The sequence below is a fragment of the Hymenobacter terrestris genome, assembly GCF_013377905.1.
Taxonomy (GTDB): Bacteria; Bacteroidota; Bacteroidia; order Cytophagales; family Hymenobacteraceae; genus Hymenobacter; species Hymenobacter terrestris.
On sequence record NZ_JABKAV010000090.1, the window covers coordinates 1 to 10,913 of the forward strand.

General features: G+C 59.4%; 13 protein-coding genes. 6 read left to right on the forward strand and 7 right to left on the reverse strand.

Features of this window, described 5'->3' with window-relative positions; all coding sequences use genetic code 11:
- Positions 1-285: 285 nt before the first annotated feature.
- On the forward strand, positions 286-594 hold the full coding sequence (locus HW556_RS17025) for a hypothetical protein (RefSeq protein ID WP_176901324.1): 309 nt from the start codon (positions 286-288) through the stop codon (positions 592-594).
- Positions 595-779: 185 nt separating this feature from the next.
- Here HW556_RS17025 and HW556_RS17030 read toward each other — a convergent pair whose 3' ends face one another.
- The 3 genes from HW556_RS17030 to HW556_RS17040 all read right to left on the reverse strand — a co-directional run bounded on the left by HW556_RS17030 (position 780) and on the right by HW556_RS17040 (position 4,401).
- Positions 780-2,225, reverse strand: a complete 1,446-nt coding sequence (locus HW556_RS17030; protein WP_176901325.1) for a GH1 family beta-glucosidase — start codon at positions 2,223-2,225, stop codon at positions 780-782.
- A 238-nt stretch (positions 2,226-2,463) separates the two neighbouring features.
- Positions 2,464-3,486 carry a glycosyltransferase family protein gene (locus HW556_RS17035; RefSeq protein WP_176901326.1) on the reverse strand — a complete coding sequence of 341 codons (1,023 nt, stop codon included), beginning with the start codon at positions 3,484-3,486 and terminating at the stop codon, positions 2,464-2,466.
- Positions 3,487-3,546: 60 nt separating this feature from the next.
- Positions 3,547-4,401, reverse strand: coding sequence for a UDP-2,3-diacylglucosamine diphosphatase (locus HW556_RS17040; RefSeq protein WP_176901327.1), 855 nt, complete (start codon positions 4,399-4,401; stop codon positions 3,547-3,549).
- Between the two features lie 491 nt (positions 4,402-4,892).
- Here HW556_RS17040 and HW556_RS17045 point away from each other — a divergent pair, with 491 nt between their 5' ends.
- On the forward strand, positions 4,893-5,132 hold the full coding sequence (locus HW556_RS17045; RefSeq protein WP_176901328.1) for a hypothetical protein: 240 nt from the start codon (positions 4,893-4,895) through the stop codon (positions 5,130-5,132).
- Positions 5,133-5,527: 395 nt separating this feature from the next.
- Here HW556_RS17045 and HW556_RS18845 read toward each other — a convergent pair whose 3' ends face one another.
- From HW556_RS18845 to HW556_RS17055, 3 genes are all read right to left on the reverse strand, one after another.
- Positions 5,528-5,653 carry a hypothetical protein gene (locus HW556_RS18845; RefSeq protein ID WP_262890016.1) on the reverse strand — a complete coding sequence of 42 codons (126 nt, stop codon included), beginning with the start codon at positions 5,651-5,653 and terminating at the stop codon, positions 5,528-5,530.
- Between the two features lie 301 nt (positions 5,654-5,954).
- Positions 5,955-6,203: a hypothetical protein gene (locus tag HW556_RS17050; protein WP_176901329.1), complete on the reverse strand. Its 249-nt coding sequence runs from the start codon at positions 6,201-6,203 to the stop codon at positions 5,955-5,957.
- 73 nt (positions 6,204-6,276) lie between these two features.
- Positions 6,277-6,543, reverse strand: a complete 267-nt coding sequence (locus tag HW556_RS17055) for a hypothetical protein (RefSeq protein WP_176901330.1) — start codon at positions 6,541-6,543, stop codon at positions 6,277-6,279.
- Positions 6,544-7,373: 830 nt separating this feature from the next.
- Between HW556_RS17055 and HW556_RS17060 the strand changes: the two genes are divergently transcribed.
- The 4 genes from HW556_RS17060 (at position 7,374) to HW556_RS17075 (ending at position 10,315) form a co-directional block, all read left to right on the forward strand.
- Positions 7,374-7,568 carry a hypothetical protein gene (locus HW556_RS17060; RefSeq protein ID WP_176901331.1) on the forward strand — a complete coding sequence of 65 codons (195 nt, stop codon included), beginning with the start codon at positions 7,374-7,376 and terminating at the stop codon, positions 7,566-7,568.
- Positions 7,569-8,107: 539 nt separating this feature from the next.
- Positions 8,108-8,248, forward strand: coding sequence for a hypothetical protein (locus HW556_RS17065; protein ID WP_176901332.1), 141 nt, complete (start codon positions 8,108-8,110; stop codon positions 8,246-8,248).
- A 117-nt stretch (positions 8,249-8,365) separates the two neighbouring features.
- Positions 8,366-9,712: a hypothetical protein gene (locus HW556_RS17070; protein ID WP_176901333.1), complete on the forward strand. Its 1,347-nt coding sequence runs from the start codon at positions 8,366-8,368 to the stop codon at positions 9,710-9,712.
- A 57-nt stretch (positions 9,713-9,769) separates the two neighbouring features.
- Complete coding sequence (locus tag HW556_RS17075; RefSeq protein WP_176901334.1) at positions 9,770-10,315, forward strand: leucine-rich repeat domain-containing protein; 546 nt, start codon at positions 9,770-9,772, stop codon at positions 10,313-10,315.
- Between the two features lie 103 nt (positions 10,316-10,418).
- On the opposite strand, the gene HW556_RS17080 is transcribed toward HW556_RS17075, so the two are convergent.
- Positions 10,419-10,880 carry a hypothetical protein gene (locus HW556_RS17080; protein ID WP_176901335.1) on the reverse strand — a complete coding sequence of 154 codons (462 nt, stop codon included), beginning with the start codon at positions 10,878-10,880 and terminating at the stop codon, positions 10,419-10,421.
- Positions 10,881-10,913: the final 33 nt, after the last annotated feature.

Sequence of the window (10,913 nt, forward strand, 5' to 3'; positions counted from 1 at the left end):
CTGTGGCCCTGGCGCGGGGCAGCGGGGTGCTGCTGCTGTGCCAAAAAGTAAACTGGGCCCGGCTTGGTCCGGGACGGGGCCAGGGCGGGTAGCTCATCCCGGCGGGTTTCCCCCTGATAACGTACCCCGCCGTGATGAGCTGCCCGCAAGCCCTACCTCAACCTGTAAACTGTCAGGCGCGGTAGGACAACTAATTGCTAATGATCGGTTCACAGTGGGTTAATACTGCTCAAATACTTTTGTGCCAGTAGTTCAACCGCCGTCCTGGCCCCACTTGCCCTCCTTATGGAAATAGCTGCCCTCCTGCAAGCCGCCCGCCCCGCCATGCTCGGCCTGATACTCGTTTTGGCAGCCTGCAACGATGACAAGCCTGCCAAACCAGTTGAGCTTAAGGTGCACTCTGTGACTCCAAACCTAGTGAGAGTATTACCTGGGTTCGAGCCCCTGCAGATTCTGCCCCTGATTTGGTCGGACGACGTGCTGAGCGAGTCGCCCGCTTTCGTCTTTGGCCTCCAGCCCAATGGGGCCGGCATGCTGCGCGTGAGCGGCCCCGGCACTGCCCCGTTGCAAACTCGCCTGGTACTCACTCGCTAGCCCTGGTCCCTACCCGAAAGCATAACGGCCATCCCTGCAGGGGTGGCCGTTATGCTTTAGCTCGCTCGGTTTCGGAAGCAAATCAGGTTGCGGCGCTTTGGCTTTAGCAACGCCCCGCAACGGTTGCAGGGAATACGGCTGCTAATCGAAGGGTGCCGCTGGTGCGGCGCATCAGTTATTGATAATCAGCAGCAAGTAGCTTGTTTCGTAGTGCCGCCTAAGGATGGAGTAGTCGTTAGTGCTTCGCCGGCCAGCAGTTGCTGGTACCACCAGCCGGAGTCCTTCACGGTTCGCTGCTGGGTCTCATAGTCGATGTGCACCAGTCCAAAGCGCGGCGCATAGCCCTCGGCCCACTCAAAGTTGTCGGTAAAGGACCAGGCGAAGTAGCCCTCCACGGCTACGCCTTCCCGCTGAGCCCGCAACACCTGTCCAATACAGGCTTGCAGGTAGGCTCGCCGGGCGACATCATGCACCTGGCCGGCGGCAGATACTATATCGGGGAAGGCCGCGCCATTTTCGGTAACCAACAGACGCGGCGCGCGCGCATAGGCACTGAACTGCCGGAGCATGTGGTACAGGCTTTCGGGAAATACCTCCCACCCCATTTGCGTGTAGGGTACGCCGCGCCGGGCCGCCCCCACCAGGTTGGCCCACAGCAGCGGCACGTAGGGGGCGTGGCGCACGACCTCGCGGGTGTAGTTCTGCACTCCCCAAAAGTCAAATGCAAAGGGCAACCGCGCCTCGTCGCCGGGCTGCAGGTAACGTTCTAAGCGGTTAAGCAGCGGGGCCTCGGTGGTGGGGTAGCCCAGCCCCAGGGCCGGCTCCACAAACAGCCGGTTGAGAAGGGCATCGGCGCGGCGGGTGGCCCGCTCGTCGCGGGGCAGCCCCGCTCGCCAGGGCGTGAGGTAGGAGCACGAGAAGGTAGTGCCAATTTGGGCCGAGGCGGGTAAAACGGCCCGCAGCGCCCGGCCGCCCTCGGCCTGAGCCAGCGTGGCGTGGTGGGTAGCGGCCAGGAAAGCGCCCAAACTGCGGCGGCCCGGCGCATGCAGACCCAGCAAATGCCCCGCCCCCGTAAATACCATGGGCTCATTGAGCACCAGCCAGTGCTGCACCCGGTCGCCGAGGCGGCGAGCCAGCAGCTGCGCGTAATCGGCCAGCCAACCCACTACGGCGCGGTTGGTCCAGCCGCCCTGCTGCTGCAAAGCCAGGGGCAAGTCCCAGTGATACACGGTAAGCCACGGCGAGATGCCGCGGGCCAGGCATCCATCTACCAGCCGGTCGTAGAAATCCAGCCCCTTGGCGTTTACCGGGCCCGTACCCGTTGGTAACACCCGCGCCCAAGCCGTCGAGAACCGGAAGTTGGTAATACCCAACTGCTGCATGAGGTCCAGGTCAGTGGGCCAGCGCCGATAAAAGTCACTGGCTACGTCGGCCGTTGCACGGCCTTTAATCGCCCGCCGGCCGCGGACAAACGCATCCCAGATGCTAGGCCCCTTGCCCTCGGCATCCCAGCTGCCCTCTGTCTGGTAGGCCGCCGTCGACACGCCCCAGCGAAAGTCAGGCCCAAAATCGGCGCGGGAGTAGAGTACAGGGGTGGTAGGGGGAAAGAAAGCAGCGGGCAGATCGGTCATGAAAGCAAGAATGGGGGGCGCTGGGCCGGCAGCTGTATGACAACTACTGGCCCGGCACTAAGTCGGGTGAGTAGGAAGCGAAAACAAGTGGTTTACCTCTTCTCAAGCCTTCTCATGTTGCATGATGCGATGCATGGCTGGTAGTAGTGGTGTCTGCTGATTGAAAATACCGTTGCGCTATAAAGCCTTCGATTCTGCCTGCCATAACACCCTTCCGCACTCCTTCCGCCCCTGCCCGCTAAACGGAAATGGTCGGGGCAGGCGTCGCCGCGTGCTCCCGCAGCAAGGTGTCCAGAATCTGCCCGGTCTCGTCGGGGTAGTGCACCGGTATTGCCCGGCCCTCGCGCAGCCAGTGGTCCAGCGTATCAAGGTGCTTGTTTTTCAGGCTTTTGGCTACCGGTACGCCCATTTTTGCCAGCGCGGCCGCATTGCACGCCTGCTCGTACTGATTTTTCATGGGTATCACCAGCAGCTTCTTGCCTAAGTACAAGGCCTCGGCAGGCGTTTCGAAACCCGCGCCGCAGAGCACGCCCGCGCTGCGCGCTAGGCTGTTGGTGAAAGCCGCGCCGCTCACGGGCCGCACCCGCACGTTGCCATATTCGGCCTCGCGGATGCTGTGCTTGGAGAAGACCTCCCAGCGAACGGTGCGGCTGAGGTAGCGCAACCGGTTCACCAGTAATTTCTCTTCGAAAGCGGGTAAGTACACCGTGTAGTGTTCCCGCTGCTCGGGTAACAGCTCCCGCACCTGCCGACGAATGACGGGCGTATGAATTCCGGGCGCGTACGCCGCGAAGTGAAAACCGTAGTGAGCCGTGGCGGGCGCGTAATGCCGGAGCACGGACCGGCCTACCGGATCGGGTAAATTGGGCCGGGGCGCGGCCGGATGTAGCACGGCACTCTGGTGGCTCAGGGCTACGCAGGGCCGCTCGTGCAGCCGACAGGCCCACGCGGACACTGGCTCAAAGTCGCTGATAATCAAATCGTACTTATCCAAAGGCAATGCCCGTACCTCGCGCACAAAGGCCGCCGAGTTCAACTGCCAAAAGGTTTTAGTGAAGTTGATGCCGCCTTTTTTGCCAAAGACAAACCCCATGCCGTGGCACCGGTACTGCACCGGAAAGGGAAGGGGAATATCGGCGGCCGGACCGCTTACCAGCACATCGAGGTGGCGGGTTCGTTCTTGCAGCAGCGGCACGATATCCAGGGCCCGGCTCAGGTGACCATTGCCGGTTCCCTGAATAGCATAAAGAATACGGGGCATAGCGGCGGGTTAGGGGCAGCAGCCCGGTTTGGTTTCGAGGCAGCCGGCGAAGGGGGCTCCTTACGGAGCCATATTGAATTCAGCCAGTAGGCTGGAGAGCAGGATATCGGCCGTATCGAGGTCGTCGGGGTCGGGTAGGGCCGGCAACTGCATACTGGGGTCGTTGGCGTACTGGTAGAGTTGCCAGCTGGTAGCAGTGGTGTACTCCAGCGCCGTCAGGTTCTCTACCCAGTCGCCGGAATTGAGGTACACCACCTCGCCGCGTTTGGTTTGCACGGGCTTGATAGCGGGCTGGTGAATGTGGCCACAGGCCACGTAACGGTAACCCGCGTCGGCGGCAATGGTGGCCGCCGTCTGTTCAAAATTGCCCACCAGGCTCACGGCCCCTTTCACGCGGTCTTTCACCGCCTTAGATAACGCCACGCGCGGACGCCCCAGCTTGTTGAGCACAAAGTTGACCACACGGTTCAGTAAAATCAGCGCGTCGTAGCCGTGCGCGCCCAGCCGGGCCAGCCAGCGGGCGTGGCGCATGGTCACGTCAAACACGTCGCCATGAAAAAGCCAGGTTTTGCCAGCGGGCAAGTCCAGAACCACCTTGTTAACAATAGACAGGCCCCCGAGCCGGGTACCGGCAAAGCGGCGCAACAGCTCGTCGTGGTTGCCGGTAATGTAATGGATGCGGGTGCCCTTGGCCAGCAGGCCCACCAGGTGGCGCACCACGCGCATGTGGGCAGCAGGCCAGTAGTTTTTGCTGAACTGCCAGATGTCGACAATGTCTCCATTGAGCACTACTACCTTGGGCCGGATGCTGCGCAGATAGCGCAGCAGCTCCCCGGCGTGGCAGCCGTAAGTACCCAAGTGCACGTCGGAAATGACGACTACTTCGAGCTGACGACGCGGTGTGGGTTTGCTCATCCGATAACCGGGCGGGCCCAAAAATGAGGTTGTATCGCGGCGCGGGGCAATTCGTTGGCCCGAAATGGCGAACGAAACGCCCGAATCAGGTGCAGTCCGTAGAGAACTACCAGCGCCGATTGGAAGAGCAAATAACCTAACCAGCTTACCAGGCGGCCTAGGAGTGGAATCGAGCCAGGAGCATGCATCACGTCAGTCCGTTGATTCACCTCAAAGGTCCGGTTCTGCTGTGAATCAGGTATTACGGGCACGTTATGGTTAGATCTCTTTTTTGCCTGTTGGGCCGGCACCGGGTAATCCCGTGCAGGTTGTGCTACGGTGGCTGGATTTTGGGGCCGGCTACCAGATCCGGCACCTTAACCACTCCCGCTGGCTTGGTGGCGGCCGCCACCCCGCTTTTCTGGCCGGGATAACAAAAGCATGACGGGTGGGGCACATTCGCATCACCTGGCCAAGCGAGCTTTGCCAGCGCAACCCATACTTGCTTCCACATGCCTCATATCCTTTTCGATAAGTGCCCCCTCAGCAGCCCCCTCAGCAGCCCCCTCAGCAGCCCGCCAGCGGTGCTGCCCCCTGCACCGGCTTCCACTACCCGGCGATTACTGAGCATCAACCGGGCCTTGCAGTTGAGCGGCATGCCCCCGCCCAGTACTGCCGGCCAGATTCTGGTGGCCCGCTACGTAGCGGGGCAGCTGCCGCTGGCCGAGATTATGCCCTGGCTTTGGCAGTAACCACCGCTCAACATTTATTTCCACAAGTAGATGGGGTAGCGCGCGAGCAGGAGCAGGCATCACTGCCAAGCCGCTAGCCGCTACAAAGTATACTCGCGTAACGGCTGGTGCACCTCTCTGCCGGCAGCACGTAAGGCCTTGGGGAAGGAGAATAGGACAAGCAGGGGCACTACTGTGTGGCCAGCGGAAAGCCCGGCAAACAACCGTCAACTAACAAATATCGCTGCTCGACAAGGCCCGCGGGAAACTCAGCCACCACTACCGAAAGGTTGGTGCCGCTACTCTGCCTGGCGAAACGCTAGTGCCCGCACCGATCTGGCTCATCCAGACCAATGCGGGGCTTAAGTAGCTTTTCATTTCAAAAGTACGGCCCCTGCTCGCTACCTGAAAGGCGTTCAGGTCATTGTAACACAATGGTAACCGCCCCAAGTAAGCGTCGGGACGCCGGCCTGCACGGTGCCGGCCACTCCCACCCAGAAGTAGAGGCCGGTGCGCCCCTCGCGGACGGGCGTGTGGGGCATCATCGAAGCAGTTAGCTTGAAGCAGGGCTAGTGGGGTTGCACGGCCCGCCGCCGGGCGGGGCTCACCCTAAAGTGAATTGCCGACTGACACCCCGGTTTCAGACCGGCCGGCGGTGGCCAGGTTTCGCTGGCCAAGTTTCGCTAGTTGGCGCGGGGATTGGGTCGGCGCCGTGCCCGCTAGGCCGCATCGTGCGTCTCGTCCTTCGAAGTACACGGCCCTCACCTGGTTCGATGTTCTACTTAAACCACTAGGGAGAAATTCCGACCGAAGGTTTATCCCTGGTTGCTTTACAACAGCCCTCTAAACGTTGCCGTCCAACTCGGCCAGGCTGTCCTCGGCGTTGCTCGCAGCAGCAGTAGTTACCGAATGGTCATGGCGCTTGGACAAATACCCCAATCCCAGGGCTACCAGCGTGGCACCGCCGACTATCTTTTTGGTGGTACTCATGCTGCCGATACCTTTGCCCAGCTTTTTAAGGGACTTGGCGGCGCCGCCCAGCAGGGTATTCTTGCCAGCTTTGGTCTTCTTGATCTTCTTGGCCTTTTTCATGACATTCGGGTTGAAGGGAAGATATTAACACACTGTAGATGCTGATGCGCCGACCGGCAGCGGTGAAATGCTACTACGCTTTCAGGTTTTTGCGGGGTTCGCGAGTCGCGGCGGAAGTGGGGTGGTGTCGGGTTGCGACTAGTTCCTCGGTGGAGAAGTTCGGCCCGGTGGCTGATTCTTTCAGGTGGCCGTGGTGATGGCGGTCGTGGCGATGGTGGTTGGCAGTGGGTTCGTCCACTTCCGTTTCGCGGGTGGCCAAGTAGGTGAGGCCAGCGGCCATCAGCGCTACGCCACCCACCAGCTTCTGCCCCGTGCTTAGCTTGGCAATCAGCTTAGTCACTTTACGAAATTTCTTTAGCGTCAGGGCCGCAGTATCAAGAATGTTTTCTGATGCCAGATCTTTCTTAGAACGCTTCTTTTTGTCTTTGCCCATAAAAATTTGGGGTAAAACAGTTTTGAATAAGAACTGGAGGGCAATGGCCATGGCAGTCGAAATAACCCACACAAAGCCAAGTCACTAGGCGCGGTTAGCAAGCATAAGGTATTCGCAATGCTTGCCCTGAAGGTTGCGAATTTTATCGACACTTGCTTGCTATTGTGGTGCTTAATGGAATCTGCTTAGAGAAGCTGTCGGAGGTGGGCTGCCGGGCGTGAAGGGAACGTACAACCTTGCTTGGTCTCCGGGAGGTGTCCGGCCAATTTCTCGCGTAGGTATACGTCATCAACCTGACTGCCCCGAACGCTGGCGAGCTGGCTGACGCCCTCACCGTGGCTTCCCACCCGGACACCTCTGGTCTCACGCTCGCGTTGAACGGCCGGGCAGGACCTGCCCCTCGACGTACTTGACACCACTGGCCGGGCCCACCAACGCCAGCCGCTGCAAGCGGCCACCAACGCCGAGCAGTTGCAGCTGCCCGTCCGCATACCCGCCGGCCTCTACCTGCTGCGCGTCACCGGCCTCGACGCCGCTGCAAACCTGTCTGGTGCTCCCGCCCACCCAAGCGGCCAGTCAATAAAACAGCTAAAAAGGTCACCCGCTACCGGGTGGTCTTTTTAGCTGTTTGATTATGGTAGCCGCCGCCATATTATCACCGCGACCGGCGGCCCGCCGGTCGCGGTGATAATATGGCCGGCAACGGCTATACTTGGCTGTCTTAATTAGCTTTTCCAATGATGGTTGCTACCGCTGCCCAGTTCCAGCAGCTGCCCTACGACCGGCAGCAGTTGTACTTCAACCACTACGCCACCTACCTCAACCAGCGCTGGCACGAGAACTACAGCGTCGAACTCTACCGCCTCGACAGTTTTTACTGCGAACTGTGGCTTGAGCAGGAATGCGGCCAGCGCCAGCAGTTCATTGCGTAGGCCGCCGATGCCTGCCTGGCCGCCTACGCGTTTCCCCCGCACAAAAACAACTACTAGCCGCCATGGCAGGGAGGGGAGTAGCCCCCCCGGAATGCCTGTTGGAGGTGGCCGGAAAAAGGTCGGGTAAGCCCTTACATAAGATTCGCTTAGCCTACTTCATCCACCGTGCCATAGCCGTCACGAATACGCCCATGGTAGGGATTTATGAGGTGCTACCTATGCCCGTTCAGGTACAAGTCACCACAGCAACCCTGTATGTATACCCCAAGGGGGGCTAATAAAGCTTGGCCGCCGCCGGCAGCCGAATTTATCGCTCCTCACCAATTGGCGCCGGACTTACGCCGCCCTCTAAGATAATATAATGTTGATATGGCCGCAATAATGCGCTAACAGGCCGGCCGGACCTTTGCAGAGTTCTTTTTTCACCCTTGCACCATCTGAGCTATGAATCGTCTTTGGAATTGGTGCGCTCAACGGCTGGCTGTCGCCGTGCGCCCCGCTTCTTCCTCCCCAGTCACGTCGGAGACCCCGCTTTTTATATGACTCACACTGCCTGCTCGCCTTTTAATTACCGCGTGGGTAGCTTCAGCCACCGTGTCCTCGTCCGCCGGCCGGCCGAGGACACGGTGGCTGCTCGTAAGCTGGTCGCCCGGTCCGTCCGGACAGCCGTTACGGCTTAGGGCTAAACGCGCGTAATTCTTAATAAAGCGCGTTTAGCTTCGGACCGTTTTCCTGAACCCTTATTTAGCTGTTTACTTTGCTGCTTCCTCCCGCTTTTATCCGCTGCTGTATTGTCAATGAGCCAACCCGAAACCGGCGTGTGGGGGCGCCTCGACGCCTGTCTGCACGCCGGTAACCTGTCCGGGGCCATCGTCGAGGTCGAGACCGCATTGGATGCGCTGCCGTCAACGGTGTTTCACGCCCTGCGAGGCGCAAGCTTCTTGGCTCAATGCGACGAGTTGCTGGCTTGGGTCGACGCGTTTTACGCGCATGCGTCCCGCAAAGGCCCGGTCGGCGCCCTGTGCTTAGAACTCAATGCCTTTGATGCCAATCCCGACGCGTGGTTCCTGGACGGGTTCGCCTACGAGGCCGGAGCTGACGGGGACTGGCTCGCCAACGAGGAACTCGTAGCAGCGGCCGAGCCATTCCTATTGCGTGGCCTCGAGGCCGGGCACGCGGCCTTTGCCCGCTACGCGGCCGCAGACCAACCGGCCGGTGGCCCCCTGGAGCCGTCCCGGGACCTGGCGGCGGCCTTGGTCGAGTTGCGGGCGCAGGAATTAGTGGCCAATGCCCACCGTGCGGCCCAGGCCCAGGGACGGGCATGGGGCCGGGTCCCCGTGGCGGCAACGGCGCATGACAGCGACCGGGTGTACGAATCGGCGGGGGTAGGCGAGCCGCTAGCCCTGGCCGCGCTGACCGCCGCGTCCCTGGTTGCCCTAGCGCCTGCCGCTCGCCCCGCCTCCCGAGGCGGTACGGTCCCTTTCTGCTACAAACTGACCCTTCCCTCCGACCCAAAGGTCATTGGGGTGCGCAACGGCATCATGCAGGTCGAGATTTGCGACGACGCCTTTCTGGCCGCCGTTCGGTCGGCCCCTTTTAACGAAACGGAGGGGGTTTTTAGCGACCCAGCGAAGGCGTTGGCCATTACCGGTCTCCGCGTGGTGCCCCGGGCCAAGCTGACCGACGTGCTGTCCTTTGGCCCGATGTTATATGGGTTCCCTTTTTTAGTAAAGCGCAAGACCCTGGCCCTGCTGTCGGCGTTCCACACCCGGATCACGCACGTGTTTCCCGTGGCCCTCAACCCGGACGAACACGGGCTGAACGCCTACTCGTTGGTGCGATTCCAACGGCTGGACTTGGACTGCATTGATTACGCCCGGTCCACGTTTTACACCGGCAGCCCCCTGTTGGGCAACTACCAGCAGCACCGCTTCTCCAATCACGCGGCGTTCGGGGAAGCCTTCAATTCCTTTCTGGCCCTACCCGAACACCTGGTGCTGGCCCCGCATGTGGACCGGACGCTGGATTTGTTTTACCTCGGCAGCGGTCTGTACGTGTCGGAGCGATTGAAAAAGGCCCTGGAGCAGGAGAAAACCACGGGAATAAAAATCTCGGCGGCGATGCTGCCAACAGTCGAAGGGTAAGCAGCACTCGAAACCCTCGTAGTCCTGTGGTTACTCGGGGCTTGTCAACGCCCCGCCATGAAAGGCGGGATGGTGGTTGATAAGCACTTCTTTGAAAATCTAGATAGCGCAGCTGCTCATCCCCGCAGCGTGAAAACGTTGTTCCTTTCCCGTCAAGGGATTGCTACACTCCCCACCAGCATTCAGCAGTTAACCAATCTGGAAATGTTGATCGTTTCCGGCAACCCCCACCTAAACGTGGCAGACCTCATTTACAAAATTAAGGACCTGCGGAAGCTTAAAAGGTTAGATCTGTCCGCCTGCAAGCTAGATTCACTGCCCGTACAAGTAGGGCTATTGCAACACGTGGCGGTGCTGAACCTCTCAAACAATCACCTTACATCGCTACCCAATAGTATTAGAGACATGCACAGCCTACGCGAGGTCGTCTTCTGTCAGTATGAGGAGGAGTTTAGACAGTGGCCACGGGAGGAGAAACTACGAGCAGTAGCTTTGGTACCCCATGGTCATGTGATTTTACTCGATTGTTTTGGCGGAGTCCATGGTCGATACAGGCTGGGCAAGCTACGCGTAAAGGTCACCGAGCACAAGCTATGGCAATAGCCAACGGCGGATGACTCACCCCTCCTTTTTTCAAACACAGCGCGTTTACCTTCGGACCGTTTGGCTGAACCACCATTAATGGCCCATTCTACACTTTATGGGATTAGCTTAACGATGGGAAAGATTTAGAGGCTAAACTGCTCGGTGCAGACTTTTTCAACAACCTCTCGATTGGTCCTTTTCTAATCAACTGGGTAATCAGAAACGACACGCACAGGGGGAGCCAAATCCAGAATTTGTACTCAAATGCCCAGTTGATGAAGCAAGGAATTATCAAAAGCCATTCCAGCACTAGAATCTTCCACGCCTGGATTTTTAGCAAGTTGAAGCACAATACGTCGAGACCGCCAATCACCGCGTAGAAGCCTCCAATGATGATGGGGCCGTAGAGGATGAATGCAAGAAGTATGGTTAGGGGCGATTCAAACAGAACCGATTCCCAACTGTCGTTCACGCCGTCAATGCCAAGCGCCTTAAAGCAAATACCGGATAGATAGCACGTGGCGTAAAAGCCAGGAAAGTGAATCCAGTTTGTCAGAATGATTTTTAGCGAGGCTTTCCACATAGGCCTAAGTTAGGCGCTGAACGCTCCTTCAAT

What these genes read in the sequence shown, in the direction of transcription:
- HW556_RS17035 (WP_176901326.1), bottom strand. Translation starts at nt 3,486, where the DNA reads ATGCCCCGTATTCTTTATGCTATTCAGGGAACCGGCAATGGTCACCTG.
- HW556_RS17045 (WP_176901328.1), top strand. Translation starts at nt 4,893, where the DNA reads ATGCCTCATATCCTTTTCGATAAGTGCCCCCTCAGCAGCCCCCTCAGC.
- HW556_RS17030 (WP_176901325.1), bottom strand. Translation starts at nt 2,225, where the DNA reads ATGACCGATCTGCCCGCTGCTTTCTTTCCCCCTACCACCCCTGTACTC.
- HW556_RS17080 (WP_176901335.1), bottom strand. Translation starts at nt 10,880, where the DNA reads ATGTGGAAAGCCTCGCTAAAAATCATTCTGACAAACTGGATTCACTTT.
- HW556_RS17050 (WP_176901329.1), bottom strand. Translation starts at nt 6,203, where the DNA reads ATGAAAAAGGCCAAGAAGATCAAGAAGACCAAAGCTGGCAAGAATACC.
- HW556_RS17060 (WP_176901331.1), top strand. Translation starts at nt 7,374, where the DNA reads ATGATGGTTGCTACCGCTGCCCAGTTCCAGCAGCTGCCCTACGACCGG.
- HW556_RS17065 (WP_176901332.1), top strand. Translation starts at nt 8,108, where the DNA reads ATGACTCACACTGCCTGCTCGCCTTTTAATTACCGCGTGGGTAGCTTC.
- HW556_RS17025 (WP_176901324.1), top strand. Translation starts at nt 286, where the DNA reads ATGGAAATAGCTGCCCTCCTGCAAGCCGCCCGCCCCGCCATGCTCGGC.
- HW556_RS17040 (WP_176901327.1), bottom strand. Translation starts at nt 4,401, where the DNA reads ATGAGCAAACCCACACCGCGTCGTCAGCTCGAAGTAGTCGTCATTTCC.
- HW556_RS17070 (WP_176901333.1), top strand. Translation starts at nt 8,366, where the DNA reads ATGAGCCAACCCGAAACCGGCGTGTGGGGGCGCCTCGACGCCTGTCTG.
- HW556_RS17075 (WP_176901334.1), top strand. Translation starts at nt 9,770, where the DNA reads ATGAAAGGCGGGATGGTGGTTGATAAGCACTTCTTTGAAAATCTAGAT.
- HW556_RS18845 (WP_262890016.1), bottom strand. Translation starts at nt 5,653, where the DNA reads ATGCCCCACACGCCCGTCCGCGAGGGGCGCACCGGCCTCTACTTCTGG.